Source organism: Streptomyces sp. KR80, from assembly GCF_052245555.1.
In the GTDB taxonomy this organism is placed as follows: Bacteria; Actinomycetota; Actinomycetes; order Streptomycetales; family Streptomycetaceae; genus Streptomyces.
The window spans coordinates 37,800-64,470 of sequence record NZ_JBQQCD010000017.1 but is presented as its reverse complement, the minus strand read 5'-3'; the positions used below and the strand labels follow the sequence as shown (position 1 = coordinate 64,470).

Here is a 26,671-nt window from a genome sequence, read left to right as displayed (position 1 = left end):
CGATGCCCGCCAACAAGACCGGCCCCTCCGACAAGAAGGGGCGACGCGCCCGCCTCCTCGTGATCGCAGTCGTGTTGCTGCTCGTGGCGGGCGTCGGCTATGGCACGTACTGGAGCGTGGGCGCCGTGCGCGCCTCCTTCCCTGAGACCACCGGCTCGCTCAAGCTCCCGGGCCTCACCGCTCCGGTCCAGGTCAAGCGGGACGGATACGGCATTCCGCAGATCTACGCGGACACCGACGAGGACCTGTTCCGCGCGCAGGGGTTCGTACAGGCGCAGGACCGCTTCTGGGAGATGGACGTCCGCCGTCACATGACCGCCGGCCGGCTGTCCGAGATGTTCGGCGAGGGGCAGATCGAGACCGACGCCTTCCTGCGCACGCTCGGCTGGCGCAGGGTCGCTCAGCGGGAGTACGACACCCAGCTGTCGCCGCGGACCAAGAAATACCTGCAGGCGTACTCCGAGGGGGTCAACGCCTATCTCAGGGAGCACAAGGGCTCGGCCCTGTCCGTCGAGTACGCGGCGCTGGGCCTGACCACCGACTACACCCCCGAGAAGTGGAACCCGGTGGACTCGGTCGCCTGGCTCAAGGCGATGGCCTGGGATCTGCGGGGCAACATGCAGGACGAGATCGACCGTGCGCTGATGTCGACCCGCCTTAGGCCGGAGCAGATCGAGGACCTGTATCCGGACTACCCGTACGACCGGAATCGCCCCGTCGTCGACCGCGGTTCCGTCGACCAGGCCACCCAAACCTTCGACCCCAAGGCCGCCACCACGACGCAGACCGGCCCGGGCGCGGCCGCGGGCCTCGGCGACGCGGCGCAGGGCATCCGGAGCCAGCTGTCCTCCCTCTCCAGGACCCTGGAGGACGTCCCGGCGCTGCTCGGGCCGAACGGCAACGGCATCGGATCGAACTCCTGGGTGGTCGCGGGCCGGCACACCGCCACCGGAAAGCCCCTGCTCGCGAACGATCCGCACCTGGCCCCGCAGATGCCCTCGCTGTGGTACCAGATGGGCCTGCACTGCCGGAACGTCGGCACCTCCTGCCGATTCGACGTGTCCGGCTACACCTTCTCGGGCATGCCGGGCGTCGTCATCGGCCACAACCAGGACGTCGCCTGGGGCTTCACCAACCTCGGCGCCGACGTCTCCGACCTCTACCTGGAGAAGGTCACCAGCAGTAGCTACGTGTCCGACGGCCGGCAGGTCCCCTTCAAGACCCGCAAGGAGACCATCAAGGTCGCGGACCGCCCGCCGCGCGAGATCACGGTCCGCTCGACCGGCAACGGTCCGATCGTCTCCGACCGCAACGACGAACTGGGCAAGGTCGGGGAGGAGGCCCCGGTCCGCGACGCCGCCCCGGATCGCGGGAACGGCTACGCCGTGTCGCTGCGCTGGGCCGCCCTCTCGCCCGGGAAGACCATGGACGGACTCTTCGGGCTGAACGCCGCCAAGGACTGGAACGGATTCCGCAAGGCGGCCCGAGACTTCGCCGCACCGTCCCAGAACCTTCTCTACGCCGACACCCGGGGGAACATCGGCTACCAGGCACCGGGCCGGATCCCGGTCCGCGGCAAGGGCGACGGCCGCTACCCGGCGCCGGGCTGGGACTCCCGCTATCGCTGGACGAAGTACGTCCCGCAGTCCGCGCTGCCGTGGGAGTTCAACCCCTCCCGGGGCTACATCGTGACCGCCAACCAGGCCGTGATCGATCAGCAGACCTACCCCTACCTGCTGACCAAGGACTGGGGCTACGGAGCACGCAGCCAGCGGATCAACGACCTCATCCAGTTGAAGATCAAGGACGGGGGCAAGATCTCGACGGACGACATGCAGACCATGCAGCTGGACAACAGCAGCGAGATCGCCGAGCTGCTCACGCCCTATCTGCTCAAGATCGACGTGACGGACCCCTACGTCCGGGAGGCGCAGAAACTGCTGGCGGGTTGGGACTACACCCAGGACGCCGACTCGGCTGCGGCCGCCTACTTCAACGCGGTCTGGCGCAACACCCTCAAGCTGGCCTTCGGCAACAAGCTCCCGAAGGAGCTGCGGGTTGAGGGCCAGTGCCTGCGGGTACGTCCCGCCGACGACTCCGGCCCCCTGGAGGACCTGGACGGCAACGCCCGGCTTGTACGGGAGTGCGGCGAGCGCGCCCCGGACCAGGCTCAGCCCGACGGCGGTGACCGCTGGTACGAGGTGGTGCGCGGCATCCTCAAGGACGAAGGCAACGACTGGTGGAAGACCTCCGGCACCGTCCGCAACCCTGGCGCGCGCAGCCGGGACGAGCTGCTGGCCCACGCCATGAGGGACGCCCGGTGGGAGCTCACCGCCGAGCTCGGCAAGGACATCGACAGCTGGAGCTGGGGCCGCCTGCACCAGCTGACGCTGAAGAACCAGGCCATGGGCCGGGGCGACGGCGAGATCCTGCCGCGCGTCCTCAACCGCGGTCCCTGGAACCTCGGCGGCGGCGAAGCGGCGGTCAACGCGACCGGCTGGAATGCGGCCGGTGGCTACGAGGTCGTGTGGGTGCCATCGATGCGGATGATCGTCAATCTCGGCGACCTGGACAAGTCCCGCTGGATCAACCTCACCGGGGCTTCCGGGCACGCGTACCACCCGCACTACAGCGATCAGACGGAGAAGTGGGTCAAGGGCGACCTGCTGCCGTGGACCTTCAGTGACCGGAAGGTCCACGAGGCCACGGAGGACACGCTGGCGCTCACGCCCTAGCGGGCGCTGTGCCACCTGGATCGCACACTCCCCCGGGCCCCTCCAACCGGCATCCCGGTCCGGGCTCTCCCGCGCGGTGCGGCCGCGGGCGTGCCTCAGTGGTACCCCTGTGCCCAAGCGGAGTACGGGCGGGGGGCTCGACGCCCGGTCCCGGGCGCCGGTCCTCTCACCCCGTGCGCCCCCACCGCTTCGAGCGCGGCTCGGTCAGTCACCGGGCCGTGGTCCGAAGCGGTGGACGGCGGAGGGAGTCACCGCCGCGTGCACCGGTTTGTCGTGTGCCTCGCCCGGTACCTCGTCGAGCAGCTCGCCGTCGTACAGCAGGACCACCAGCGCGGGATCCGCGCCGCAGGCGGCCAGCCGCGCCAGGACGCGGTCGTAGCTTCCGCCGCCACGCCCCAGCCGCACGCCCCGCTCGTCGACCGCAAGACCGGGCAGCAGGACGACGTCCGCCTCTGTGATCGCGTCCGGGCCGAGGCGCTGACCGCCCGGCTCCAGCAGCCCGCGGCCGGCCGCCACCAGCCGGTCCGCCCCCTCGTACACGCTCCAGTCCAGGTCGTTGTCCGCCAACAGCACCGGGAGGAGCACCCGTACGCCCCGGGTGTGCAGCATGTCGAGCAGCGCGCGGGTCCCTGGCTCGCGTCCCACGGACACATACGCGCCGACCGTGCGCGCCTGAGCGATCTCGGGCAGCTCCAGCGCGCGCTGTGCGAGCGAGGCCCCGGTCACGGAGACGTCATCCACCGTCAACCTGGCCCTCACCGTCAGGAGATCCCGACGCAACGCAGCCTTCGTAGCGTGGCTTCGATTCTCGGGACGCACAAACCTCTCCTTATGAGAACGTATTAACGGGAGTCGCATCTTCCACTCATAGCCACCCGTTATGGTTCTCCGCATGACTGCATCGCGCTCCAGGATCAGCAAGGCCGTCGTCCCTGCCGCCGGACTCGGTACCCGTTTCCTGCCGGCCACGAAGGCCACGCCCAAGGAAATGCTCCCGGTGGTCGACAAGCCCGCGATCCAGTATGTCGTCGAGGAGGCCGTCGCCGCGGGCCTCTCCGACGTCCTCATGGTCACGGGCCGCAACAAGCGCCCCCTCGAGGACCACTTCGACCGCAACTACGAGCTCGAGGAGGTGCTGCGCCGCAAGGGCGACGGTTCGCGCCTCGCCCGGGTCCAGGAGTCCAGCGACCTCGCGACCATGCACTACGTCCGCCAGGGCGACCCCAGGGGCCTCGGCCACGCCGTCCTGTGCGCCGCCCCGCACGTGGGCGAGCAGCCCTTCGCGGTCCTTCTCGGCGACGACCTCATCGACCCCCGCGACCCCCTCCTCGCCCGGATGATCGAGACCCAGGAGCAGCACGGCGGCAGCGTCGTCGCGCTCATGGAGGTCGACCCCGCCCAGATCCACCTCTACGGCTGCGCCGCGGTGCGGTCCACCACCGCCGACGACGTCGTCCAGGTCACCGACCTGGTGGAGAAGCCCGACCCCGCCGAGGCGCCCAGCAACTTCGCCATCATCGGGCGATACGTGCTCGACCCCGCCGTCTTCGACGTGCTCCGCAAGACCGAGCCCGGCCGCGGTGGCGAGATCCAGCTCACCGACGCCCTGCGCACCCTTGCCGAGACCCCGAGCCTCGGCGGACCGGTGCACGGGGTCGTCTTCAAGGGCCGCCGCTACGACACCGGCGATCGTGGCGACTACCTGCGTGCGATTGTCAGACTCGCGTGCGAACGTGAAGACCTGGGCCCGGACTTCCGGTCCTGGCTTCGCAGTTACGTCACGGAGGAGATGGACCACGTTGAGCAGGAGCGCTGAGCAGGCCGCTGCATCGGACGGGCCCGGGGATCGGCCCCGTACGGGCTCAGGCGCCCCGGCCCCGGCTGAGGCCGACGACGAGCAGCGGGTCTGGACCGTGACGGAGCACCTCGCGGACATCCTCGGCGAGATCCGTCCGCTCGAGCCGATCGAGCTGCAACTTCTCGACGCCCAGGGCTGCGTCCTGGTCGAGGACGTCACCGTCCCGACGGCCCTGCCGCCCTTCGACAACAGCTCCATGGACGGCTATGCCGTCCGCACGGCCGATGTCGCCGGCGCCTCCGAGGAGAAGCCGGTCGTCCTCACCGTCGTCGGTGACATCGCCGCCGGCAGCGGCGAGCTGCCCGCCATCGGATCCGGCGAGGCCGCGCGCATCATGACCGGCGCCCCCGTGCCGCCGGGCGCCGAAGCCGTTGTGCCCGTCGAGTGGACCGACGGCGGCATCGGCGGTGGCCCGGCCTCCGGAATGCGCGCCGCCACGGACGCTCCCGAGGGCGCGACCGGCCAGGTCCGTGTCCACCGCGCCGCAGGGGTCGGCGCACACATCCGCGCCCGGGGCAGCGACGTCCGCGCCGGAGAGCTGGCCCTCGCGGCGGGCACGCTGCTCGGACCGTCCCAGATCGGCCTGCTCGCAGCCATCGGCCGCGGCACGGTGACCGTACGGCCCCGTCCGCGCGTGGTCGTCGTGTCGACCGGCAGCGAACTCGTCCAGCCCGGCGAGCCGTTGACCATCGGCCGGATCTACGACTCCAACAGCTTCGCGCTCACCGCCGCCGCCCGGGACGCCGGAGCCATCGCGTACCGCGTCGGAGCCGTCGTTGACGACCCCGGCACCCTCCGCGCCACCATCGAGGACCAGCTCCTCCGCGCCGATATCGTCGTCACCAGCGGCGGCGTCAGTGTCGGTGCGTACGACGTCGTCAAGGAAGCGCTGTCGCGGTTCGAGGACGCCGGGGACGACGGCGAGGGTGGCAGCGCCGCCACGCGCGGCGGCCGGGTCGAGTTCCGCAAGCTGGCCATGCAGCCCGGCAAGCCCCAGGGCTTCGGCAGCATCGGCCGCGACCGCACCCCACTGCTGGCCCTGCCCGGCAACCCGGTCAGCTCGTACGTCTCCTTCGAGCTCTTCGTACGGCCTGCGATCCGCGCCCTCATGGGTCTCGACCCGATCAGCCGCGAGACGGTTCGTGCTGTGTGTCCCGAGGGGATCGCGTCCTCCCCGAAGGGAAAGCGCCAGTTCCTGCGCGGACAGTATGTGGAGGGCCCTCCCCCTGGAGGAGCTCCCCCTGGGGTTCCCCATGCCGCAGGCCGGGGGCCTACCGCCGGGGGCACCCCCACCCGGGCCGAAGGCTCCGGGGTAGGAGTCGTCACTCCTGTGGGCGGCGCCGGCTCCCATCTGATGAAGGCCCTCGCTCACGCCAACGCCCTGATCGTCGTGGAGGAGGACGCGACGTCCGTCGCGCCCGGCGCCGAGGTGGACGTGGTACTCCTCGATTGAGGGACGGCACCGGCCGGTACGGTGTCTGCCCACAGGACCGGACCGGGAGAACGATGAGCAGCGGCCAGCAGCACCTCACGCACCTCGACGACGCAGGCGCGGCCCGGATGGTCGACGTCTCCGGTAAGGACGTCACGGCCCGTACGGCTCGCGCCACCGGCCGGGTGCTCGTCTCGCCGCGCGTCGTGGAGCTGCTGCGGGGCGAAGGCGTTCCCAAGGGCGACGCCCTCGCCACCGCCCGGATCGCCGGCATCATGGCGGCCAAGCGCACCCCGGAGCTGATCCCCCTCTGCCATCCGCTCGCCGTATCGGGTGTGACGGTCGATCTGTCGGTCGCCGACGACGCCGTCGAGATCGCGGCCACGGTGAAAACCACGGACCGGACCGGGGTCGAAATGGAGGCCCTGACCGCCGTCACGGTGGCGGCCCTCACGGTGATCGACATGGTGAAGGCGGTCGACAAGGCCGCGGTCATCACGGACGTACGGGTGGAGGAGAAGACCGGCGGAAAGTCGGGCCACTGGTCCCGCCCCGGCCAGGGGAGGGGCGAGGCCCCCGGCCGGGGGAGGGGCGAGGCATGAGCCCGTCCTCGGCACAGCCGTACCGCGCCTTGGCCGTCACGGTGTCCAACCGGGCGTCCGCCGGGGTCTACGCCGACAAGGGCGGGCCGCTTCTGGTGGATGGCCTGACCGCCCTGGGCTTCACGGTCGACGGGCCCCGGGTCGTCCCCGACGGCGACCCCGTCGAGGCGGTGCTGCGCGAGGCCGTCGCCGCGGCATACGACGTCGTGCTCACCACGGGGGGCACCGGCATCTCGCCCACGGACCGCACCCCCGAGATGGTCCGCAGGGTCCTCGACTACGAGATCCCCGGCATCCCGGAGGCGATCCGGACCGAGGGACTGGCCAAGGTCCCCACCGCCGCACTCTCCCGCGGTCTGGCCGGCGTCGCCGGGACCACCCTGATCGTCAACCTCCCCGGTTCCACCGGAGGCGTCCGTGACGGCCTCGCCGTCCTGAGCCGCCTCCTCGTGCACGCGGTCGACCAGATCCGCGGCGGTGACCACCCCAGACCCGCCGGAGGCGAAAGCTGAACGCCCCCTGGCCGGTCGAGCTGGTGGACGGCGACATCGCCCTCCGCCCCATAAAGCTGCGCGACCAGCGCGCCTGGCGCGAGGTCAACCGGCGCAATCGCGACTGGCTGCGGCCCTGGGAGGCGACTATCCCGCCACCGGGGCCAGGAGGTCCCGTCGCGCACCGGCCCACGTACCGGCAGATGGTGCGCCATCTGCGGGCAGAGGCGCATGCCGGGCGGATGCTGCCGTTCGTCATCGAGTACCGGGGACAACTCGTCGGTCAGTTGACGGTGGCCGGCATCAGCTGGGGGTCGATGTGCTCGGGGCACATCGGCTACTGGGTCGACGAGGCGGTGGCGGGCCGGGGCGTGGTGCCGACGGCCGTCGCACTCGCAGTCGACCATTGCTTCCGAACGGTGGGGCTGCACCGCATCGAGGTCTGCATCCGGCCGGAGAACGCGCCGAGCCGCCGGGTCGTCGAGAAACTCGGTTTCCGGGAGGAGGGGCTGCGCCCTCGTTATCTGCATATCGACGGCGCTTGGCGCGACCACCTGGTCTACGCCCTGACGGCGGAGGAGGCCCCCGAGGGCTTGCTGAACCGCTGGCACCGGGTCCGCCCCGGCACGGCCCACAAATGAAATGCATGTTCGAAATTGCAGGGCAATTGACCGAATTCGCAGTCTGCCGATCTCAACAATCGCAAAAAAAGTTCGAGTTATCAGCCAGATCGTGCGACACACCGCGCCAATTGGCAGATGGCCTCATGCGGACCCCTCTACCGTGTGAGGCGTGAGCAGCAGCGGCCTCATCTACGCAGTCATTGTCGGGGCCTGGGCCGCCTACTTGGTGCCGATGTGGCTCCGTAGGCAGGACGAGCTCAATGAAGCCCGTCCGACGGAACGCTTCAGCACCGCCATCCGGCTGCTGTCCGGACGGGCGGCGATGGAGCGCCGATACGCCAAGGGCCTGGAGGAGCGCAACTCCGGCGACGGAAACGGCGAGGGCGCCTTCGACGGCGGAGGCACCCACGCCGCACCGAAGCGGGGGGCGACTGACCCGGACGCCGCGACCGGCACGGTCGACGTCCGGGACTTCGCCGTGTCCGCGTCCGGCCTCGTCAAGAAGGGCCGCACTGAGGCTCGTGCGGAGCGTACCGAGAGCCGCGACGAGAGCCGCGACGAGAGCCGCGCGGAGGGGCGCGTGGAGGGGCGTGCCGAGCGCGGTGCCGCTCAGTCGAAGCGCCGGCCCGCGGGGTCCGCCGCCGCGCGCGCCCGGCGCTCGAAGGTTCTCGCGCGCCGTCGGCGCACGACCATGATGCTGTTCTTGGCCTTCACCGTGGGCTCGATCGTCGCCGCGGTCGGCGGCCTGGCCTTCCTCTGGGCGCCGGCCGTTCCGGCCGTGCTCCTCAGCGGGTACATCGTCTACCTGCGCGCCCAGGAGCGCCGACGCTTTGTGTTCACCATGGACCGGCGCCGCGCCGAGGCCGCCGCCCAGCGCCTTCGCGAGCGCCGCACGCGCACCTCCGGCCGCCCCGCCGAAGCCACCGCTGCCGCAGGCCCGGCGGACGGCGGTCGTACGGAGCCCGCCCCGCCTGCGGACCAGACCGCGGACCCCGTAACCGCCTCGTCGCCGCACGCCGCGGGCCGACGCGCACTCGTCGAGCAGACCGACCACGCGGAGTGGGTCGACCAGCAGCGTGAGCGCGGCCGGGACGAGGGGGCGAGCTGGGATCCGGTTCCGGTGCCCCTGCCCACGTACGTCACGGCGCCGGTCGCTCCGCGCGCCACCGGCAGTGTGGACCTCGACGCTCCGGATGCCTGGAGCTCGGCCCGTTCCAGTACGGCCGAGCCCGCCGCGGAGGCGGCCCCCGCCGACCCCGGTCGCTCCACCGGCCGGCCGTCGGGGCCGTCGGGCCGCCGTGCCCGCGAACGGGGTCGCACCCCCCTCTTCGACCAGTACGCAGACGAGGACCGACCGCGCGCAGCCAACGAATGACGCCCGGTCTGCGCCCCCGGAACGGATTTCCGAGCAGCCCGAGCGGGATGCTAAGGTTTCATCCGTTGCAAGGGCCTGTGGCGCAGACCGGTAGCGCACCTCGTTCGCATCGAGGGGGTCAGGGGTTCAAATCCCCTCAGGTCCACCGCAGCTCAAAGCCCCTGACGGAGAGATCCGGCAGGGGCTCTGTCGTGCCGTACAGCAGCGAAGTACCGCAGCTGGTTTCGATCGTGCCGTCCCGGGGTGCTTGCTCAGCTTGCGGAGTGCCTTTCGCGTCGCAGCCGAGCAGGAGCTCGTGACGGGCGGCACCGGACTGCTTCGGCTGTCATTCGCCTGTGTGTGTGCGGGGGAGGAAGGAGTGGGCGTTTTACGGTGGCCTGGTGCGACTTGTGCCGTGGTGGGTCTTCCTCTCGTCGGGGTGTGCGCCCCTCCTATTGGTGGGTGGCTGGACGATCGCGGCGTTGCTCCACGGGCCCGGCTACGACCCTGCCACGCAAACGATCAGCCTCTTGGCGGCCGACGGCGCTTCCGGACGTGCGGTGATGACCGGCGCGGTGGTCGCCCTGGGGGCCTGTCATCTGGTCACCGCCTGGGGACTGCGGGCAGCTGCGCTTGCCGGACGTGTCGCGCTGGGCGCCGGTGGCGTGTCCGCGATCGTGTTGGCGCTGTCTCCGCAACCGAGCAGCGGCGGTTCCGTGGAACACGGTGCTGTCGTCGGGGTCGGATTCACTCTTCTGACGGTGTGGCCGGTCCTGGCCGCCGATCGCACTGGAGCCGCACCATGGGGACTCCGGCCCGCGCCGTCGATCCTGGCGGGTGTGCTGATGTGGATCGGCGCAACATGGTTCTTGATCGAACTGCAGGCTCACGGTGCCGCCGGTGTCGCGGAACGCGTCGTGACGTTCGCTCAGTCCCTTTGGCCTTTTGTGGTCGTCGCCTCCTGCATGGGCCACTACCGACGTTCTGATGAGAGCTAGGCCCCGCCGGAGTCGTCGGCGGGGTTCTCGTATGCCAGGGACGTACGGTGGGGCGCATGAGCCTCAGCATCCGCAATCGGATCCCCGGAACCGTCACCGCCGTCAGTGCGGGCGAGGTGATGGCGGCCGTCACGACTCGGCTGGTCGGCGGGCAGGAGATCACCGCCGCCGTCACCCGCGAGGCGGTCGAGGAGCTGGACCTCGCGGCGGGAAGCCCGGTGCGCGTGCTGGCCAAGTCGACCGAGATCGCCCTGGCCATCGGTCCCGTTTCCGGGCTGAGCATTCGCAACCGTATTCCCGGGACCGTGGTGTCCGTGGCCACTGGCGCCGCGATGGCCACGGTCAAGGTCGCGGTCGACGGCGGCGAGCTGACCGCGGCCGTCACCAAGGATGCCGTGGAGGACCTCGGGCTGGCCGAGGGTGTGGCGGTGACCGCGCTGGTCAAGTCGACCGAGGTGTCGCTCGGTACGGACTGACCGCTCCGAGACCGGCCTCGGGCGCGCCCCCGAGAGGGCGGGTCCTGAGAGGGCGGGCTCTCGCGAGTGTCGGTGCCTGCGAATCTGCAGCAGATACCAGCCTTCTGAGTGGCCGACAGGTAACGGCCCGTGTGAAGCCCGCTGTGGCGGCGGGCTTCACGACGACGGCAGCTACGCGGCAGCTACGCCCTGCCGGCCCGGCTGGGCGTGGCTTACTCGGCGACGACCTCGACCGGGATGTTGCCGCGGGTCGCCTTCGAGTACGGGCAGACGTGGTGAGCCTGCTCGAGCAGTGCCCGGCCGGACTCGCCCTGCAGGTGCTCGGGCAGCTCCACCCGGAGGGTCACCGCCAGCCCGAAGCCGCCGTCGGTGTCGTCCTTGCCTATGCCGACCTCGGCCGTGACCGAGGCGTCCTTGGTGTCCACCTTCGCCTGGCGGCCGACCAGGCCGAGCGCGCTGGCGAAGCATGCGGCGAAGCCGGCGGCGAACAGCTGCTCGGGGTTGGTGCCCTGGCCGTTCCCGCCGAGGGCGGGCGGCATGGCCAGCGGCAGGTCGAGCTGCCCGTCCGAGCTCACCGTCCGCCCGTCGCGTCCACTGGCCGTCGCCACCGCGGTGTACAGCGCATCCATCGAAACCATCCCTCTCACGTGTTCGCTCGGCTCACGGCGGACACCTCCGATGGCGCCCGCCGCTCACTGTCGAGAGCAAGTAGAGCACGCAATTTAGTTGTGCACAACTTAGATGGTGTAGATTGAGTCGTGGGCAGCTGAGATGTGCGCAATCGAAAGGTACGCTGAAGGCATGGCAACCCAGACGGGCACACAGCACCGCCCGACCGCGGGCCCCACCCCGGACCAGGACCTGCTCCGCCTCGACCTGCAGGTCTGCTTCGCACTGCACGCCGCGTCCCGGGCCTTCAACGGGGTGTACCGCAAGCTGCTCCGCGACACCGGGCTGACCTATCCCCAGTACCTGGTCATGCTCGTGCTCTGGGAGCACGGCGAGATGCCGGTCAAACGGCTCGGCGAGCAGCTGCGGCTGGACTCCGGCACCCTCTCGCCGCTGCTCAAGCGGCTGGAGTCGGCGAGCCTCGTGGTGCGGGAGCGCAGCAGGGAAGACGAGCGCTCGGTGCGGGTGCGGCTGACGGAGACGGGAGACGCGCTACGGGAGCGCGCCGCGGAAGTGCCCCGGATGATCACCGAAGCCAGCGGTCTGGACCGCCAGGAGATGGTGGATCTCCGTGCTCGGCTGCGCCTCCTTACGGAGGTGCTGGACGCCGCGGCGGCCGACGAACAGAGCTGAGCAGGTCGTTCCCCGCTCGCCTCCGGGCGCTCGGATCCCGGTGTCGACCACCGCGGCCACGGCGGGACGGTAGAACCCGGAACCCCGCCCCACCTCACGCCCTCAGGACGGCTCCGAGCCAGCCTGCTGCTGGGCCGCCTGCTGTTCCGCCACGGACTTGTGGACCTCCGCCATGTCCAGGTTCCGTGCCTGGCCGATGACGTCCTCCAGGGCTGCCTCCGGTAGCGCACCGGGCTGCGCGAAGACCGCCACGTTCTCCCGCACGATCATCAGCGTCGGGATGGACCGGATGTCGAACGCCGCTGCCAGCTCGGGCTGGGCCTCCGTGTCGATCTTGCCGAAGACCAGGTCGGAGTGGCGCTCGGCGGCCTGCTCGTAGACCGGCGCGAACTGACGGCACGGGCCGCACCAGGAGGCCCAGAAGTCGATCAGTACGAAATCGTGCGCGGAGATGACCTCGTCGAAGTTTTCCTTGGTCAGCTCGACCGTGCTCATGTGTTCCTACCTGCTTCCGCGTGACGTCGGCGGGTGTCCGCCCGGGCATCGACGGGGAGCCTGTCCGTATTCCGCTGATTCATGTGTGGCGGAATTCCGCCTTCTGTGGTCGGTCAGGTGAGGAGCTTCGCGTAGCAGCGGCTGTCCTCGTAGCAGCGGTAGAGCCCGAACTTCGTCGTGGGGGTGTAGCCGCTGGAGGTGTAGAGGGCGATCGCCTCGGGCTGCTTGAGCCCGGTCTCCAGGATCATCCGGCGGCGCCCGGCGCGACGGGCACTGTCCTCCAGTGCGGCGAGGATATGGCGGGCCAGGCCTCGGCCGCGGGCCTCCCGTACGACGTACATCCGCTTGATCTCCGCGTCACCGTCCGCGTAGCCCTCTGCGCTCTCCTCCTGGGCGCGCCAGCCACCGGTGGCCACCGGAGCATCGCCGTCGTAGACGAGCAGGAACAGCCCGCGCGGCGGAACGAATTGGGCCGGGTCCATGGGGGTCAGGTCCCCGTCGCCGTAGCGCTCGGCGTACTCCAGCTGCACCTGGTCATTCAGCTTCACGGCGTCGGGGTGGTCGAAGCGCACGGTACGGATCTGCATGAGCGCAATCGTACGGATGTGCCCGCGTGGGCCGGTCCGGGGCCGGTCGACCGGCTCCCGTATCGTGCCCGGGTGCTTACTGTGACGTCCGTGAACGTGAACGGTCTCCGCGCCGCCGCCAGGAAGGGCTTCGTGGAGTGGCTGGCGGACACCTCCGCCGATGTGGTGTGCCTGCAGGAAGTCCGGGCGGAGCCCGGTCAGTTGCCCGAGGAGGTGCGGCAGCCAGGCGGCTGGTACGCCGTCCACGCACCGGCGGCCGCCAAGGGCCGTGCGGGCGTCTCCCTGTACTCGCGCAGGGAGCCGGACCGGGTGCAGATCGGCTTCGGTTCGTCGGAGTTCGACGACAGCGGGCGGTACGTCGAGATCGACCTGCCGGGCGTGACGGTGGCGAGCCTCTACCTGCCTTCGGGCGAGGCGGGCACCGCGCGGCAGGACGAAAAGGAGCGCTTCATGGGGGAGTTCCTGCCGTACCTGAAGGAGCTGCGGGAGCGTTCCGCGGCCGAGGGGCGCGAGGTGCTGGTGTGCGGCGACTGGAACATCGCGCACCGGGCGGCGGACCTCAAGAACTGGAAGGCAAACGTCAAGAAGGCGGGTTTCCTTCCGGAGGAGCGGGCGTGGCTGAGCCGGGTCTTCGACGAGGTGGAGTACGCCGACGTCGTGCGGCGGCTGCACCCGGACGTCGACGGCCCGTACACCTGGTGGTCGTACCGCGGGAAGGCGTTCGACAACGACAGCGGATGGCGGATCGACTACCACGTGGCGACGCGGGGGCTCGCCGAGCGCGCGGTGAAGGCGGTCGTGGAACGGGCGACCAGCTACGACCTGCGCTGGTCGGACCATGCGCCGGTAACGGTGGCGTACGCGACCGGCCACTGACGGGACGGTCTCGTACGGGCACCATGGAGGCGTGAGCGACAGCACCCCTGACCATGACCATGACCGTGCCCGCGACCACGAGCGCGCTGCCGAGCGAGATCGCGACCTGTCCGGACGTGCCCGCAGCGCGCGGCCGCGCGACGGGCTGGGGCGGCCGCTGCCCCACGGTGCCCCAGGCGTCGAGCGGCAGCCCGAAGGCGTACGGCGCACCCCGGACGAGACGCTCGCCGAGGCCCAGCGGCTGCTCGACGCGGGCATGCCCTTCCACGCACACGAGGTCTTCGAGGACGCCTGGAAGTCCACCGACGGTCCGGAGCGGGCGCTCTGGAAGGGCCTGGCGCAGTTCGCCGTGGGCGTGACCCATGCGGCGCGCGGCAATACGCGCGGCGCGGTGGCGCTGCTCCGGCGGGCGGCGGACGCGATCACGCCCTTCGCCGGGCAGCCGCCCCACGGCATCGATGTCGACGGCCTCGCCCGATGGGCGAGGGAGAGCGCGGACGGCCTCGCGGAGAGGCGACCGGGCGGCTCCGGTCCTCTCGTCCCTCCCCCGGTGCGGGCGGACGACCGGGCGGGGCGGTGACGCCGCCCGGCGACGGCACTCACAGAGGGCGGCGTCCACACCGCGGCGTTCACGCAGGGCCGTCGCGCAGGAGCCCTCACACGAACCCGTTCAGGCGGAGTCGGCGGCCGGCCGTCGTGTTCCCGCGCCCCGGACCACGAGGTCGCCGAGGAGCTGCCGGGTGGCGTCGGTCACGGCGTCCACGGCCTGATCGAAGGCGGCGCGGTTGTGGGCGGCCGGGGTGTGGAACCCCGAGACCTTGCGGACGTACTGCAGTGCAGCCGCCCTGATGTCCTCGTCACCGACCTGTTCCGTCACGGGCGGGCGGAGAGTCTTGATGCTGCGGCACATGCGTCCAGTGTGCCCCGTGCCGGTGCCGCTCGGGCCGCATGCGAGCACCTTCCGCTGTCACGCGCACCGGAGCCCGCGCCTCGTACCACGCCCGGCCGTGTTACTGGAGACCGAACCAGCTCTCGGCCTCGGCGCGCAGTCTGCGGTCCATGGCCATGGACAGTTCCGCGTCGACCACGCTCTTGGAGATGGGGCGGAGTGCCTCGATCGTCTTGGTGAGCTCGGCGATCTCGTCCTCGGTCAGCGGTTCGCCGGACGCCCTGCCGTCCAGGGCGCCGGCGACCACATGGGCGCGGATGATCCCGGTGAACAGCTCGGCGAGAGCCTCGGCGTGACTGCGGACCTGCCGGGCCGCCGCCAGGACGACCGCCAGCGGAACGCCCTGGTCGACCAGAGCGCTGGACGCGTCCAGCAGCCGGCGGCTGACGTGTACGATCTCGTCGCCGTCGGGTGCGATGTAGCCGAGTTCGAGGCAGGCGGTGAGGTTCTCCGGGGTGACCTCGCCCGCGAAGCGGTCGGCCAGTTCCTCCGGGGTGAGCCGGACCGGGGTCTCTTCGGACCAGGGGACGGTGATCGCGCTCTCCATGCCGAGCACCTCGCCGACGTCCCGGCCCTCCTTGAAGGCGGCCAGCAGTTCGGCGATGCCGCCGAGCGTGTGGCCGCGCTCCAGGAGAGCCGCGATGGTGCGCAGCTGGGCCAGGTGGTGCTCGTTGTACCAGGCGATACGGCCCTCGCGGCGCGGCGCCGGCAGCAGCTTGCGCTCCCGGTAGAAGCGCACGGTGCGCACGCTGATGCCGGCCTCCCTGGCCAGCTCCGCCATCCGGTACTCACGGGGCTCGCGTCGGCCCCGTCCCGTGTCCTCTTCCTCGTCGTTACGCACACCAGCAGCCTAAGACGCGTCCCCCGGGACGAGCGTGCGGAGAACCGGCGGTAACTTCCGGACGCCCACCCCCTACCCATGGGTACGTTCCTGCTCTACCCTCCGAACCGCGCCAGTGACTGCTGGCGTGGTTCCTTCAGGTGTGCTGGGAGGCGGGCGACATGGCCGAACGCGGGCGGCAACACGTACGGGTCGCGGTGATCGGATCCGGATTCGGCGGGCTAGGGGCCGCCGTCCGGCTGCGCCGGGCGGGCATCACCGACTTCACGGTCCTGGAGCGGGCCGATGCCGTCGGCGGCACCTGGCGGGACAACACCTACCCCGGCTGCGCGTGCGACGTCCCGTCCCACCTGTATTCGTTCTCCTTCGCGCCCGATCCCGGGTGGCCGCGGGCCTTCTCCGGGCAGCCGGACATCCGGGCCTACCTGGAGCGGGTCACCGACACCTTCGGGATCCGCCCGCACATCCGGTTCAACTCCGAGGTGCTCAGCGTGCACTGGGACACCGAGGCGCTGCACTGGGAGATCGTGACCGCCTCCGGTGCGCTCACCGCGGAGGTCGTGGTCTCCGCGACCGGGCCGCTCTCCGAACCGAAGCTCCCCGCCGTTCCGGGCTTGGATGCCTTCCCCGGCAAGGTGTTCCACTCGGCGCGCTGGGACCACGACTACGACCTGCGCGGGAAGCGGGTGGCGATGATCGGCACGGGTGCCTCGGCGATCCAGATCGTGCCCTCCATCCAGCCGACCGTCGACCGGCTCACGCTCTTCCAGCGCACGGCGCCGTGGGTGCTGCCCCGGATGGACCGGAAGATCACCGCAGCCGAGCGCTGGCTGCACAGCAGGCTGCCCGCCACGCGCGCGCTGCGCCGCGGACTGCTGTGGGGCATTCGCGAGCTGCAGGTCAGCGCATTCACCAAGCGGCCGACCGAGCTCGGATTCGTTCAGGCCCTCGCCAAGTCCCATATGAAGAAGGCCGTCAAGGACCCTGGGATGCAGGCCAAGCTCACGCCGGACTACCGCATCGGCTGCAAGCGCATCCTGCTCTCCAACGACTACTACCCGGCGCTCGTAAAGCCCAATGTCGACCTGGTCGCCTCGGGCCTGAAGGAGGTTCGCGGCACGACACTGGTGGCGGCCGACGGCACCGAGACCGACGCCGACGCCATCGTCTTCGGCACCGGATTCCACGTCACGGACATGCCGATCGCGCACCGCGTCACCGGCGCCAACGGGACGACGCTCGCGGAGGAGTGGAAGGGCGGCATGGAGGCGCTGCGCGGGACGAGCGCGGCCGGCTTCCCGAACTTCCTCACTATCATCGGCCCCAACACCGGGCTCGGGAACAGCTCGATGATCCTGATCATCGAGTCGCAGCTGAACTACATGGTGGACTTCCTGCGCCAGCTCGACGTCCTGGGCGGCAGGGTCGCCCTGGACGCCCGGCCCTCGGCCGTAGCCGCCTGGAACCGGAAGATCCAGGAGCGGATGGAGCGCACGGTGTGGAACACCGGAGGCTGCGACAGCTGGTACCTCGACGCCAACGGCCGCAACACGACGGTCTGGCCGGGCACGACAGGCGAGTTCCGCAGGGTGACGCGGCGGGTGGACCTCGCGGAGTACGCGGTGCTGCGCGCCCCTGCCCGGTCGGCCGTCGATGCGGCGGCAGCGCAGGAGCGCGTCGCATGAGCCGGCTGACCCAGGTCGCCTCCGGTCCGTACGACCCGCCCGTGGCGGCGCGTGAACTGACCGCCGTGTCCGCCGACGGGGCCCGGCTGCACGTCGAGGTGCACGGCCCCGAGGGTGCGCCGACCGTCGTCCTCGTGCACGGCTGGACCTGCTCCACCGCCTTCTGGGCCCGGGTCGTCCGCGGACTCGCGGGCGACCACCGCGTGGTGGTGTACGACCAGCGGGGCCACGGGCGGAGCCCCGCGCGCAACCTCGGCGCCTACAGTACGCGCGCGCTCGCGGACGACCTCGAGGCCGTGCTCGGGGCGGTGCTGACCGCCGGCGAGCGCGCGGTGCTCGCCGGGCACTCCATGGGTGGCATGACCCTCATGGCCGCCGCAGGTCGTCCGGCGCTCCGGGAGCACGCCGCGGCAGCGTTGTTGTGCAGCACCGGTAGCTCGCGCCTGCTGGCCGACGCCACGGTCGTACCACTGCGGTCAGGACGGGTACGGACGCGACTGCACCGCGCGCTGCTCGGCTCGCGCGCTCCGCTCGGCCCGGTCACGCCGCTGGCGAAGTGGCTGCTCAAGTACGCGACGATGGGCCCGGGTTCGGACCCCGAGATGGTGGCGGCGTGCGCCCGCATCGTTCACGCCTGTCCCCGCGCCGTACGCGCCGCCTGGGCCGGAGTGCTCGCCGATCTCGATCTGGACTCGGAGCTCGGGCGGCTGACGGTGCCGACCGCGGTGCTCGCGGGCACGGCGGACCGGCTCACCGCTGTGGCGCACGCCCGCAGGCTGGCCGCGGCGCTGCCGCACTGCGTCGGACTCACGGAACTCCCGGGCCTGGGCCACATGACGCCGATGGAAGCGCCGGAGCGGGTCACCGGGGCGATCCGCGAACTCGTGACCGATCACCTCACTGCCGGCCGCCCGCCCACGGTCGTACGTCAGCAACGCCGGCAGAAGACGGCCGAGGAGGAGACGCGATGAGAGCACGCACAAGCCTGGAAGGCAAGGTCGCAGCCGTGACCGGCGCGGCACGCGGCGTCGGCGAGCTGCTGGCCCGCAAACTCGCTGCCCGCGGGGCGAAGATCGCGCTCATCGGCCTGGAACCGCAGGAGTTGCAGCGGGTCTCCGCCCTGCTGCCTACCGAGTCGGGTCAGTGGCACGCGGATGTCACCGACGTCGTGGCGATGGAGCGGGTCGCACGCGAGGTGACGGAGCGCTTCGGCACGGTCGACATCGTGGTCGCCAACGCCGGTGTGGCGCAGGGCGGTCCGTTCCTCGACTCCGACGCGCACTCCTGGAGCCGGGTGGTGGAGGTCAATCTGATCGGCAGCGCCGTGACCTCGCGGGCCTTTCTGCCGGCCTTGTTGCAGAGCCGCGGCTATCTGCTGCAGATCGCCTCGCTCGCCGCGATCACCCCCGCGCCGATGATGTCCGCGTACTGCGCGTCGAAGTCGGGTGTCGAGGCGTTCGCGCACTGTCTGCGTGCCGAGGTGGGCCACCGGGGCGTCAAGGTCGGGGTGGGCTATCTGAGTTGGACCGACACGGACATGGTCCGCGGCGCCGACGAGGACGACGTGATGCGCGAGTTGCGGCAGCGGCTGCCCTGGCCGGCCAACCGCACGTACCCTCTGGGCCCGGCGGTCGACCGGATCGTCCAGGGCATCGAGCGGCGTTCGTCGCACGTCTACGGGCAGGGGTGGCTGCGCGGTATGCACGCCGTCCGCGGCTATCTGCCGGGGATCATCGCAGCGGTCGGGCAGCGCGAGATGCGGCGGTTCGAGCCGCGCCTGGCCGCGACCCGGGGAGCGCGCGGCGGTCTGGTGGGCGCGGGGGGCGCGGCCGACGAGAAGACGCGTGCGGAACGGGGGGCGTAGCACTCCGTGTTCGCCCCCTGAGCTGCGCTTCGTTACTCTGCGCAGGCGAAAGTGCGGTCTGAAATGCGAAGTGTTTCGAAGCGTGTAACGCTTGTCCGGGACCGAAACCCACATCACCCGATAAGGAGTGACACTGATGGGCATAAAGGACCAGTTCCAGGACAAGACGCAGCAGATGCAGCAGCAGCGTGCCAAGCAGAAGAAACGGGGCGGCGGCCAGAGCGGGGAATCCCAGCAGGGCCGGAACCCACAGGGCATGCGCGGGCGCGGTCCACAGGGTGAAGGCCGGGAGGTAGAGGACGAAGTCCGCGACCCGGGTCAGCAGTCACTGGACGACCTGTCGGACGAGCAGGACCGCTGAGTTCGTAACGCATCGCATCTCCGTGTTTTGCACATGGCGCATCGGAAAGGGGCGCGGCCCGCGGGTCGTGCCCCTTTTCGCGCGCTCAGCCCTCGGCTTCCCTCAGTCCGATGTCCGGCGGTCTCCGCCCGTCGACGGCCGGGGAGTGTCGCCACGCGCAGGCAGCTTGGGGCGACGCAGCTCCGGTACGCCCCCGTAGCCCGGCGGCTTCCTGGCGGGGTGCCGCTCCAGGAGTTCCAGCGCGAGCTCCACGGCGTCGTCGAGCTGCTTGTGCCGTCCCTCCGCCCAGTCGAGCGGGGTACGGTCCACCTTGACGTCCGGTTCGACACCGTGGTTTTCGACCCCCCACCCGTAGCCGTCGAACCAGGCCGCGTTCATCGGCACCGTGATGACCGTCCCGTCGCCGAGCTTGTGCCGCCCCGTCATTCCGACCACTCCGCCCCACGTCCGCAGCCCCACCACCGGCCCCAGGCCGAGCAGTTTGAAGGCCGCCGTGATCATGTCGCCGTCGGAGGAGGTCATTTCGTCCGCGAGCGCGACGATCGGGCCGCGCGGTGCGTTGGAGGTGTACGACACCGGCTGGGCGTCGCGCGTCAGATCCCAGCCCAGAACGGTCCGGGTGAGCTTCTCGATCACCAACTCGCTGATGTTGCCGCCCGCGTTGCCCCGCACGTCCACGATGAGCGCGTCACGGGCCATCTCCATCCGCAGATCGCGGTTGAACTGTGCCCAGCCGGAGCCCCCCATGTCGGGGATGTGCAGATAGCCGCACCGGCCGCCGCTGCTCTCCCGGACCACCGCACGGCGCTTGGCCACCCAGTCCTGGTAACGCAGCGGCCGTTCGTCGATCAGCGGCATCACCGCGATCCGCCGGGCCGGGCCGTCGCCCTCGGCCGGAGAAAAGGTCAGTTCCACCGTCGTGCCGCCGGCGGCGGCCAGCAGCGGGTAGGGGCCGGACACCGGGTCCACCGGCCGCCCGTCGACATGGGTGAGGATCGCACCGGCGTGGATCCCCGAACCGGCGAGGGGGGAGCGGGCCCGCGGGTCGGAGGACTCACCGGGCAGAATGCGCACCGTGGCCCACCGGCCGTCCTTGGTCCGCGCGAAGTTGGCACCGAGCAGCCCGATCGGCCGCTGGTAGTGGCGCGGGCCCTCACTGCGCCGAGCGGGGGTGACGTACGCGTGGGAGGTCCCCAGCTCACCCAGCACCTCGCGCAACAGATCGGCGAACTCGTCGGGCGAGGCGACCCGTTCGACCAGCGGCCGGTACTGGGCCAGCACGCCATCCCAGTCGACACCGCACATCCCCGGCTCCCAGAAGTACGCCCGGACGATCCGGCCGGCCTCCTCGTACGCCTGCCGCCACTCCGCCTCCGGATCCACCTGGTGCATGATGCGCCGCAGGTCGAGGTGGACCGTCGTTTCGCTGTCGCCGGGCTCGGTCGCGGGGATCGCCCGCAGCTCGTCCTCGTCGTTGATGACCAGCCGCGTCCCGTCGCCGCTGGTCGCGAACCAGTCGAGATGGGTGACCAGTTCGGTGCGCTTGGCGCGCACGACGTCGAAGTGCTCCAGCGTCGGCCGGCCCGACACGTCCGCCGGATTGGCGAACGTCTCACCGAGGGCGCCCGAGATCGGCCACCGCAGCCAGACCAGCCCGCCGCCGCTGACCGGATGCAGGGACGAGTACTTGGAGGCCGAGACGGGGAAGGGGGTCACCCGGCTCGGCAGCCCCTCGACCTCGACCGTCACATGGCCGTCGCCCTCGGCGGAGTCGTCCGGGTCGAGGCCTCCGGCGGCGGGCCGGCCCTCGGCGGACAGGGCGAAGGGCGAGGGCGTCGCCGATGACAGGGGTACGAGGTGCGGGCGGCAGCCCAGGGGAAAGGACAGATCGCCGGTGTGCACGTCGTAGACCGGGTCGAAGCCGCGCCAGGAGAGGAAGGCGAGATAGCGGCCGTCCCGGGTGAACACCGGTTGTTCGTCCTCGAACCGGCCGTTGGTGACGTCGACGATCGTCCGGTCCGCGAGCTTGGCCATCCTGATCTGGCGCAGCGAGCGGCCGATCCCCGGGTGGGACCAGGTGATCCACTCCGAGTCGGGGGAGAAGGCGAGGTCGCGGACCGGGCCGTTGAGGGACCGGACCAGCTCGGTGACCGCGCCCGCCGAGTCCTCCCCGACCCCCCTGCCCTCCACCGCGATCTCGCCGCTCGACTGCTCATCGGGCACGGTCAGGATCAGCAGCCGCCCGTCGTGGGTGGCGATGGCCAGCCGTTCGCCGTCCGGCGAGGAGATCAGCTCGTGCACCCGGCCGAGCCTCCCGGCGGCGACCCGGCGCGGCTCGCGCGTACGCCCGACCCGCGGCAGGTCGGCGATCTCGACCGCGTCATCGCCCTCCGCGTCGGTGATATACGCGACCCGTCCCGTCGAACCCAGCATCTCCGGCAGCCGGATCCGTACGCCCGGGACGTCGGTGATGGCGCGGGCCGGGCCCTCGCGGTGGGTGAGCCAGTAGAGGCTCCCGCGCACGCAGACGGCGCTCGCGCGCCCGGTGCTGTCGACGGAGAGCGAGTCGATGTGCTCCGCGGCCGGGATCTGGTACGCACGCCGCCCGGCGCGCGGGCCACCCAGCCGGACCTCCAGCCGGCGCGGCAAGGAGGCGGGCGACAGATCCTCGACCAGCCACACGTCCCCCGCGCACTGGTAGACCACGCGAGTGCCGTCGGTCGACGCATGCCGGGCGTAGAACTCCTCGTGGTCGGTGTGGCGCCGCAGGTCGGAGCCGTCGGGCAGGCAGGAGTAGAGATTGCCGATGCCCTCGTGGTCGGACAGGAACGCGATCCTCCCCCTGGGCTGGCCGGGGCCACCGCCGACGAACATCGGGCAGTCCACGTGCCCGCCGAGACCGGCCAGCAGCCGCTTGCCGTGCACGAACATCCGCCCGGTGGCTCCGCCCCGGTAGCGCTTCCAGGCGGCCGGCTCGTGCGGCGGCTTCCCGGCCAGCAGCAGGCTCTGGTGCTCGCCGTCGACATCGGCCACCGCGATGTCGGAGACCGGGCCCCAGGGCAGCCTGCCGCCGGGACTGCCGTCGGTGGGCACCTTGTAGGCCCAGGAGAAGTGCGAGAACGGCTGACCGTGCGAGCCCACGGCCAGGATGTGGGAGACCCCGTCCTCCGGGGGTGTCCAGCCACAGACGCGGGTGTCCGTGCTCCCCCAGTACGTGAGACGGCGGGCGGGGCCGCCGTCGACCGGCGCCAGATGGATCTCGGGGTCGAGGCTGCGCCAGGTGGTGAAGGCGATCTGGGTGCCGTCGGGGGAGAACCGCGGGTGGCCGACTCTGGTCCGGTCGACGGTCACGCGCCAGGCGCGTTCGGGCGTGGCGCCCGGTGCGGCGACCGGCGCCACCCACAGATCGTCCTCGGCGGCGAAGCAGAGCAGACCCTCGTGGAGGTGCGGAAACCGGAGGTACGCGCCGTCGCTCACTACACCAATGTCCCGGGCGGGTCCGGGGACTGGCAACTCGTGGCGGGGACGCCCCGGATTGCTCGCATCCGTACCGCACCGGAGCAAGCCGCCGTCCCAGCGCCCAGCGGCCCGTGCGGCGGTCACAAGGGCGTGCGCACGTACTGCGCCTCCGCCTCCTCCAGCAGCTCGGCGGCCAGGTGGTCCAGAGCCCGGTCCAGCCGCGCCCGGTCCGCGGGGTCGCGGACGTCCCAGTCCTCGAGCCGTTCGTCGAGCCAGTGTCGCCACGCACCCGTCAGCTGGTCGATCTCCGTCTGACCGGTGGCGGTCAGCCGGAGCTGGCCGTCGATCCGCTCCGCGTACCCGGCCTCGGCGATCCGGGTGAAGACCGGCTCCAGCACGTCCACCGGCATGCGGTGCGCGGCGGCGACCGCGTCCAGGTCCGCCACGCCCTTGATCCGCTCGCGCCAGTGGATCTGCCCGAGTGCCCAGGCCTCGCCGGGCGAGAGCGCGCTGCCGGCGTCCGCGAGGAGTTGTACGGTCAGCGGCCCCTCGACCTTGCGCAGCACGCTCGCCACAGCACGTGCCAGCTGCCGGTCGGCGTCCGCGGTGTCCGGCGCCGCGAACCCCTCACCGATGTCCAGTGCCCCGGCCCGGGCGCTGTCCCGCAGCGGTACCTCCTTCAGGAACCACGACACCAGGAAGCCTGCGAGGGCGACCGGGACGACCCACAGGAAGACGTCGTTCACGGTCTCGGCGTAGGCGTTGATGAACGGGGCCGCCTGCTCGTCGGGAAGCCGGTGCAGGCCTTCCGGGCTCTGCACCAGGGCGTCCGGGACCCCGGGCGCCTCGGCGTGCGCCTGCTCGAGGTTCGGATCCAGCCTGCTGCTGTAGAGACTTCCGAAGACGGCTGTGCCGAAGGCGGCGCCGAGCGTCCGGAAGAAGGTGACGCCGGAGGTCGCGGCGCCCAGGTCGTGATACGGAACGGTGTTCTGCACCACGATGGTCAGCACCTGCATGGTCATTCCGATGCCCAGGCCCAGCACGAACATGTACAGGGCCTCCAGCCACGCCCCGGTGGTCGCGCCCATGGTGGCCATCAGCGCCAGGGCCAGCGCCGTCGTACCGGTGCCGAGAATCGGGAACATCCGGTACCGGCCGGTCCGGCTGACCACCTCGCCGGACAGCAGGGCGGTGCCCAGCAACCCGACCACCAGCGGAAGGGTGAGCACCCCGGACGCGGTCGCGCTGATCCCGTTGACGTACTGCAGATACGTCGGGAGATAGGTGAGGGCGCCGAGCAGCGAGAAGCCGACGATGAAGCTCAGGATCGAGCAGACCGCGAAGACCGGGTCCCGGAAGAGATCCATCGGGATCACCGGTTCACGGGCCCGGTGTTCCGCGAAGACGAACAGGGTGAGCACTGCCACGGATCCGGCGAGCAGGCCGATGATGATCGCCGAGTTCCAGGGGTAGGTCCGGCCGCCCCACTCCACGGCGAGGACGAGGGCCGACGCCCCGAGCGCCACCAGCACGATGCCCACATAGTCGATCACCGGCCGCACCACCGCCCGTACGACCGGGATCGTACGAGCCGCCATGACGACCATCACCGCGGCGATCGGGATGTTGATGTAGAAGCACCAGCGCCAGGTGGCCTGGTCGGTGAGGAACCCGCCGAGGGTCGGGCCGACCACCGTCGTGATGCCGAAGATCGCGCCCAGTGCGCCCTGGTACTTGCCCCGCTGCCGCAGCGGGATGACGTCGGCGATGAGCGCCATGGCCGTGACCAAGAGACCGCCCGCCCCGGCGCCCTGGATCTGGATCGCCCGGCCCATGATCAGCATGAGCATGCTGCCCGCCGCGCCCGCGAGGATCGAGCCGCCGATGAAGACCACCGCACTGAGCTGGAAGACGACCTTCCGTCCGAACAGGTCACCGAACCTGCCGACGAGGACGGTCGCGACGGTCTCGGTGAGCAGATACGCGGTCACGACCCAGGCCATATGACCCGCGCCGCCCAGCTCGGCGACAATCGTAGGCAGCGCGGTCGAGATGATCAGTACGTCGAGCGCGGCGAGCATCAGCCCGAGCACGATCGTCACGAAGATCGCATTGGTGCGCCGGCGGCTCAGCGCCGGTGGCACGGTGGAGGGCTCGCCGGTGGCCGTGATCATGGCGTCACTCCTCCCGCGGGCCGCTGGATCGGCTCTCCTTCAGGATTCGGCGCGCGGGCCCGCACCGCCACCTCGGGGACGACCGGACTTCGGGGGTGCGGGCAGGGCGTGCGGCGCGCCGGGGGCGGCGCTCAGCGCGTTCTGGCTGACGCGGGCCCGGTCGTCCCGTGGGGAGCGGCCACTGCGGCGAGCGGGCTCGTTCTCGCGTGAGGGGCGCTCTTGCAAACGATTCGCAGGTAGGTCGTATCATCGAACGGTTGCAGCCAACTCCCGAGCAGCGCAGGAGCGGAGCCCCGCCATGCACGTCCCTGACGGATTCATCGACGCCCCGGTATCGGCGGCGGCGTCCGCGGTCGCCGCGGCGGCTGTCGCGGTCAGTCTGCGCGGCGCCCGCCGCGAGCTCGGGGGAGAGCGCACCGCGCCGCTCGCCGGCCTCGTCGCGGCGTTCGTCTTCGCCGTGCAGATGCTGAACTTCCCGGTCGCGGCCGGGGTCAGCGGACATCTGCTGGGCGGCGCCCTCGCGGCGATCCTCGTCGGCCCATATACGGGTGTGCTGTGCCTCTCGGTGGTGCTCCTGATCCAGGGTGTGCTGTTCGCCGACGGCGGCATCACGGCCCTCGGCGTCAACATCACCGACATGGCCGTGGTCGCCGTGCCTGTCGCGTACGCCGTCTTCCGCGGACTGGTGAGGCTGCTGCCGCGTGGCCGCGGCTCGGTCGTCGCCGCCTCGTTCACGGCCGCACTGGTCTCCGTGCCGGCCGCTGCGGTCGCCTTCACCGGCCTCTACGCGCTCGGCGGGACCACCGACGTGGCCATCGGCACGGTCTTCACGGCCCTGGTCGGCGTGCATGTCCTCATCGGCATCGGCGAGGCGCTGATCACCGCCCTGACGGTGGGCGCCGTCGTGGCGGTGCGGCCGGACCTGGTGTACGGGGCGCGGGATCGGCGGCAGCGGCTCGTACTCCGTTCCACGCCTGTTGCCGCCCCGGCCGTGCCCGTGGCCGAGATGGCGGCCGCCGTGCCGTCCACCGGCTCCGCGTCCACCAGCCCCGGCGCAGCCGACCAGAAGCCGGGCGTCGCCGGTCGCCCGGACGCCCAGCAGACCGAGGAGCGGAAGTCCTGATGGCCGCCGACACCAACTCCCTCGAGACCCCGGATACCTCTGGCACCTCCCAGCGGCCCGCACGCCCGGGCAGGGGCGGCAGCCGGCGCCTGTGGCTCGTGGGCGTGCTCCTGGCGCTCGCCCTCGCCGGCTTCGTCAGCTACTACGCCTCCGCGAGCCCCGACGGCCTCGAGAGGGTCGCCGCCGACCACGGCATCGACAAGAAGACCGAGGAGCACGCGGCCAAGGACTCGCTGTTCGCCGACTACCGGACCGAAGACGTGGCCGACGCCCGGCTCTCCGGCGGCCTGGCGGGAGTGATCGGGGTCTGCGCGACCCTCGCCGTGGGCACCGGCGTCTTCTGGGTCGTACGCCGCCGTGGGTCCGCAGAGTCCGGGGAGAGCTGA

Annotated in this window: 23 protein-coding genes, 1 tRNA gene and 2 pseudogenes; 18 read left to right on the top strand and 8 right to left on the bottom strand. The window is 71.2% G+C overall.

Annotated elements, in window-relative coordinates:
- The first annotated feature begins 2 nt into the window (after window positions 1–2).
- Entirely contained in the window at window positions 3–2,735 is a 2,733-nt protein-coding gene (locus ACTWQI_RS22490) for a penicillin acylase family protein (RefSeq protein WP_443273128.1), read from the top strand.
- A 204-nt stretch (window positions 2,736–2,939) separates the two neighbouring features.
- On the opposite strand, the gene ACTWQI_RS22485 is transcribed toward ACTWQI_RS22490, so the two are convergent.
- Window positions 2,940–3,593 carry a 5-formyltetrahydrofolate cyclo-ligase gene (locus ACTWQI_RS22485; protein WP_443273126.1) on the bottom strand — a complete coding sequence of 218 codons (654 nt, stop codon included), beginning with the start codon at window positions 3,591–3,593 and terminating at the stop codon, window positions 2,940–2,942.
- 34 nt (window positions 3,594–3,627) lie between these two features.
- On the opposite strand from ACTWQI_RS22485, the gene galU reads away from it, so the two are divergent.
- The 9 genes from galU (at window position 3,628) to ACTWQI_RS22440 (ending at window position 10,569) form a co-directional block, all read left to right on the top strand.
- On the top strand, window positions 3,628–4,551 hold the full coding sequence (galU, locus tag ACTWQI_RS22480) for a UTP--glucose-1-phosphate uridylyltransferase GalU (RefSeq protein ID WP_443273124.1): 924 nt from the start codon (window positions 3,628–3,630) through the stop codon (window positions 4,549–4,551).
- Window positions 4,535–6,046 (top strand): molybdotransferase-like divisome protein Glp, encoded by a 1,512-nt coding sequence (glp, locus tag ACTWQI_RS22475; protein ID WP_443273122.1) that lies wholly within the window; start codon window positions 4,535–4,537, stop codon window positions 6,044–6,046. The genes galU and glp overlap by 17 nt, the downstream gene beginning before the upstream one ends.
- A 53-nt stretch (window positions 6,047–6,099) precedes the next feature.
- Window positions 6,100–6,627: a cyclic pyranopterin monophosphate synthase MoaC gene (gene moaC, locus ACTWQI_RS22470; protein WP_443273120.1), complete on the top strand. Its 528-nt coding sequence runs from the start codon at window positions 6,100–6,102 to the stop codon at window positions 6,625–6,627.
- Entirely contained in the window at window positions 6,624–7,139 is a 516-nt protein-coding gene (locus tag ACTWQI_RS22465; RefSeq protein WP_443273118.1) for a MogA/MoaB family molybdenum cofactor biosynthesis protein, read from the top strand. The genes moaC and ACTWQI_RS22465 overlap by 4 nt, the downstream gene beginning before the upstream one ends.
- Window positions 7,136–7,759 (top strand): GNAT family N-acetyltransferase, encoded by a 624-nt coding sequence (locus ACTWQI_RS22460; RefSeq protein WP_443273296.1) that lies wholly within the window; start codon window positions 7,136–7,138, stop codon window positions 7,757–7,759. The genes ACTWQI_RS22465 and ACTWQI_RS22460 overlap by 4 nt, the downstream gene beginning before the upstream one ends.
- 151 nt (window positions 7,760–7,910) lie before the next feature.
- Window positions 7,911–9,116 carry a divisome protein SepX/GlpR gene (sepX, locus tag ACTWQI_RS22455; RefSeq protein ID WP_443273116.1) on the top strand — a complete coding sequence of 402 codons (1,206 nt, stop codon included), beginning with the start codon at window positions 7,911–7,913 and terminating at the stop codon, window positions 9,114–9,116.
- A gap of 71 nt (window positions 9,117–9,187) precedes the next feature.
- A tRNA-Ala gene (locus ACTWQI_RS22450) sits at window positions 9,188–9,261 on the top strand.
- 235 nt (window positions 9,262–9,496) lie between these two features.
- Window positions 9,497–10,093 (top strand): DUF998 domain-containing protein, encoded by a 597-nt coding sequence (locus ACTWQI_RS22445; RefSeq protein ID WP_443273114.1) that lies wholly within the window; start codon window positions 9,497–9,499, stop codon window positions 10,091–10,093.
- 56 nt (window positions 10,094–10,149) lie between these two features.
- Window positions 10,150–10,569, top strand: a complete 420-nt coding sequence (locus ACTWQI_RS22440) for a TOBE domain-containing protein (RefSeq protein ID WP_443273112.1) — start codon at window positions 10,150–10,152, stop codon at window positions 10,567–10,569.
- Window positions 10,570–10,781: 212 nt separating this feature from the next.
- Here the strand turns inward: ACTWQI_RS22440 and ACTWQI_RS22435 are convergent, their stop codons facing one another.
- Window positions 10,782–11,198 carry an Ohr family peroxiredoxin gene (locus ACTWQI_RS22435; protein WP_443273110.1) on the bottom strand — a complete coding sequence of 139 codons (417 nt, stop codon included), beginning with the start codon at window positions 11,196–11,198 and terminating at the stop codon, window positions 10,782–10,784.
- Window positions 11,199–11,370: 172 nt separating this feature from the next.
- On the opposite strand from ACTWQI_RS22435, the gene ACTWQI_RS22430 reads away from it, so the two are divergent.
- Window positions 11,371–11,871: a MarR family winged helix-turn-helix transcriptional regulator gene (locus tag ACTWQI_RS22430; protein ID WP_443273108.1), complete on the top strand. Its 501-nt coding sequence runs from the start codon at window positions 11,371–11,373 to the stop codon at window positions 11,869–11,871.
- Between the two features lie 102 nt (window positions 11,872–11,973).
- Here ACTWQI_RS22430 and trxA read toward each other — a convergent pair whose 3' ends face one another.
- Both trxA and ACTWQI_RS22420 read right to left on the bottom strand, forming a co-directional pair.
- Complete coding sequence (trxA, locus tag ACTWQI_RS22425; protein WP_443273105.1) at window positions 11,974–12,366, bottom strand: thioredoxin; 393 nt, start codon at window positions 12,364–12,366, stop codon at window positions 11,974–11,976.
- A 113-nt stretch (window positions 12,367–12,479) separates the two neighbouring features.
- Complete coding sequence (locus tag ACTWQI_RS22420; RefSeq protein WP_443273103.1) at window positions 12,480–12,953, bottom strand: GNAT family N-acetyltransferase; 474 nt, start codon at window positions 12,951–12,953, stop codon at window positions 12,480–12,482.
- A gap of 72 nt (window positions 12,954–13,025) precedes the next feature.
- Here ACTWQI_RS22420 and ACTWQI_RS22415 point away from each other — a divergent pair, with 72 nt between their 5' ends.
- Both ACTWQI_RS22415 and ACTWQI_RS22410 read left to right on the top strand, forming a co-directional pair.
- Entirely contained in the window at window positions 13,026–13,829 is an 804-nt protein-coding gene (locus ACTWQI_RS22415; protein WP_443273101.1) for an exodeoxyribonuclease III, read from the top strand.
- 106 nt (window positions 13,830–13,935) lie between these two features.
- The gene (locus ACTWQI_RS22410; RefSeq protein WP_443273294.1) at window positions 13,936–14,409 is read left to right on the top strand and encodes a DUF309 domain-containing protein; all 474 of its coding nucleotides are present in this window, start codon (window positions 13,936–13,938) and stop codon (window positions 14,407–14,409) included.
- Between the two features lie 90 nt (window positions 14,410–14,499).
- Here ACTWQI_RS22410 and ACTWQI_RS22405 read toward each other — a convergent pair whose 3' ends face one another.
- Window positions 14,500–14,739 (bottom strand): DUF2277 domain-containing protein, encoded by a 240-nt coding sequence (locus ACTWQI_RS22405; protein ID WP_443273099.1) that lies wholly within the window; start codon window positions 14,737–14,739, stop codon window positions 14,500–14,502.
- A 100-nt stretch (window positions 14,740–14,839) separates the two neighbouring features.
- Entirely contained in the window at window positions 14,840–15,559 is a 720-nt protein-coding gene (locus ACTWQI_RS22400) for a MerR family transcriptional regulator (RefSeq protein WP_443273293.1), read from the bottom strand.
- Window positions 15,560–15,780: 221 nt separating this feature from the next.
- On the opposite strand from ACTWQI_RS22400, the gene ACTWQI_RS22395 reads away from it, so the two are divergent.
- The 4 genes from ACTWQI_RS22395 to ACTWQI_RS22380 all read left to right on the top strand — a co-directional run bounded on the left by ACTWQI_RS22395 (window position 15,781) and on the right by ACTWQI_RS22380 (window position 19,529).
- Window positions 15,781–17,304 (top strand): flavin-containing monooxygenase, encoded by a 1,524-nt coding sequence (locus tag ACTWQI_RS22395; RefSeq protein ID WP_443273097.1) that lies wholly within the window; start codon window positions 15,781–15,783, stop codon window positions 17,302–17,304.
- Window positions 17,301–18,275, top strand: coding sequence for an alpha/beta fold hydrolase (locus tag ACTWQI_RS22390; protein WP_443273095.1), 975 nt, complete (start codon window positions 17,301–17,303; stop codon window positions 18,273–18,275). Before ACTWQI_RS22395 ends, ACTWQI_RS22390 begins: the two co-directional genes overlap by 4 nt.
- A complete protein-coding gene (locus tag ACTWQI_RS22385; protein ID WP_443273093.1) occupies window positions 18,272–19,168 on the top strand; it encodes an SDR family oxidoreductase in 897 nt (298 codons plus the stop codon). The genes ACTWQI_RS22390 and ACTWQI_RS22385 overlap by 4 nt, the downstream gene beginning before the upstream one ends.
- 136 nt (window positions 19,169–19,304) lie before the next feature.
- A complete protein-coding gene (locus ACTWQI_RS22380; protein WP_443273091.1) occupies window positions 19,305–19,529 on the top strand; it encodes a hypothetical protein in 225 nt (74 codons plus the stop codon).
- A 102-nt stretch (window positions 19,530–19,631) separates the two neighbouring features.
- On the opposite strand, the gene ACTWQI_RS22375 is transcribed toward ACTWQI_RS22380, so the two are convergent.
- Both ACTWQI_RS22375 and ACTWQI_RS22370 read right to left on the bottom strand, forming a co-directional pair.
- Complete coding sequence (locus tag ACTWQI_RS22375) at window positions 19,632–23,006, bottom strand: S41 family peptidase (RefSeq protein WP_443273089.1); 3,375 nt, start codon at window positions 23,004–23,006, stop codon at window positions 19,632–19,634.
- A gap of 122 nt (window positions 23,007–23,128) precedes the next feature.
- Window positions 23,129–25,177, bottom strand: a pseudogene (locus ACTWQI_RS22370) (MDR family MFS transporter); the annotation flags it as partial.
- Between the two features lie 283 nt (window positions 25,178–25,460).
- Here ACTWQI_RS22370 and ACTWQI_RS22365 point away from each other — a divergent pair.
- Window positions 25,461–26,671: pseudogene (locus ACTWQI_RS22365) on the top strand (energy-coupling factor ABC transporter permease).

Excerpts from the sequence above, each read along its gene's own strand:
- ACTWQI_RS22490 (WP_443273128.1), top strand. The coding sequence starts at position 3 with ATGCCCGCCAACAAGACCGGCCCCTCCGACAAGAAGGGGCGACGCGCC.
- ACTWQI_RS22485 (WP_443273126.1), bottom strand. The coding sequence starts at position 3,593 with ATGCGACTCCCGTTAATACGTTCTCATAAGGAGAGGTTTGTGCGTCCC.
- galU (WP_443273124.1), top strand. The coding sequence starts at position 3,628 with ATGACTGCATCGCGCTCCAGGATCAGCAAGGCCGTCGTCCCTGCCGCC.
- moaC (WP_443273120.1), top strand. The coding sequence starts at position 6,100 with ATGAGCAGCGGCCAGCAGCACCTCACGCACCTCGACGACGCAGGCGCG.
- ACTWQI_RS22465 (WP_443273118.1), top strand. The coding sequence starts at position 6,624 with ATGAGCCCGTCCTCGGCACAGCCGTACCGCGCCTTGGCCGTCACGGTG.
- ACTWQI_RS22440 (WP_443273112.1), top strand. The coding sequence starts at position 10,150 with ATGAGCCTCAGCATCCGCAATCGGATCCCCGGAACCGTCACCGCCGTC.
- ACTWQI_RS22435 (WP_443273110.1), bottom strand. The coding sequence starts at position 11,198 with ATGGATGCGCTGTACACCGCGGTGGCGACGGCCAGTGGACGCGACGGG.
- ACTWQI_RS22430 (WP_443273108.1), top strand. The coding sequence starts at position 11,371 with ATGGCAACCCAGACGGGCACACAGCACCGCCCGACCGCGGGCCCCACC.
- trxA (WP_443273105.1), bottom strand. The coding sequence starts at position 12,366 with ATGAGCACGGTCGAGCTGACCAAGGAAAACTTCGACGAGGTCATCTCC.
- ACTWQI_RS22420 (WP_443273103.1), bottom strand. The coding sequence starts at position 12,953 with ATGCAGATCCGTACCGTGCGCTTCGACCACCCCGACGCCGTGAAGCTG.
- ACTWQI_RS22405 (WP_443273099.1), bottom strand. The coding sequence starts at position 14,739 with ATGTGCCGCAGCATCAAGACTCTCCGCCCGCCCGTGACGGAACAGGTC.
- ACTWQI_RS22400 (WP_443273293.1), bottom strand. The coding sequence starts at position 15,559 with ATGGCGGAGCTGGCCAGGGAGGCCGGCATCAGCGTGCGCACCGTGCGC.
- ACTWQI_RS22395 (WP_443273097.1), top strand. The coding sequence starts at position 15,781 with ATGGCCGAACGCGGGCGGCAACACGTACGGGTCGCGGTGATCGGATCC.
- ACTWQI_RS22390 (WP_443273095.1), top strand. The coding sequence starts at position 17,301 with ATGAGCCGGCTGACCCAGGTCGCCTCCGGTCCGTACGACCCGCCCGTG.
- ACTWQI_RS22385 (WP_443273093.1), top strand. The coding sequence starts at position 18,272 with ATGAGAGCACGCACAAGCCTGGAAGGCAAGGTCGCAGCCGTGACCGGC.
- ACTWQI_RS22380 (WP_443273091.1), top strand. The coding sequence starts at position 19,305 with ATGGGCATAAAGGACCAGTTCCAGGACAAGACGCAGCAGATGCAGCAG.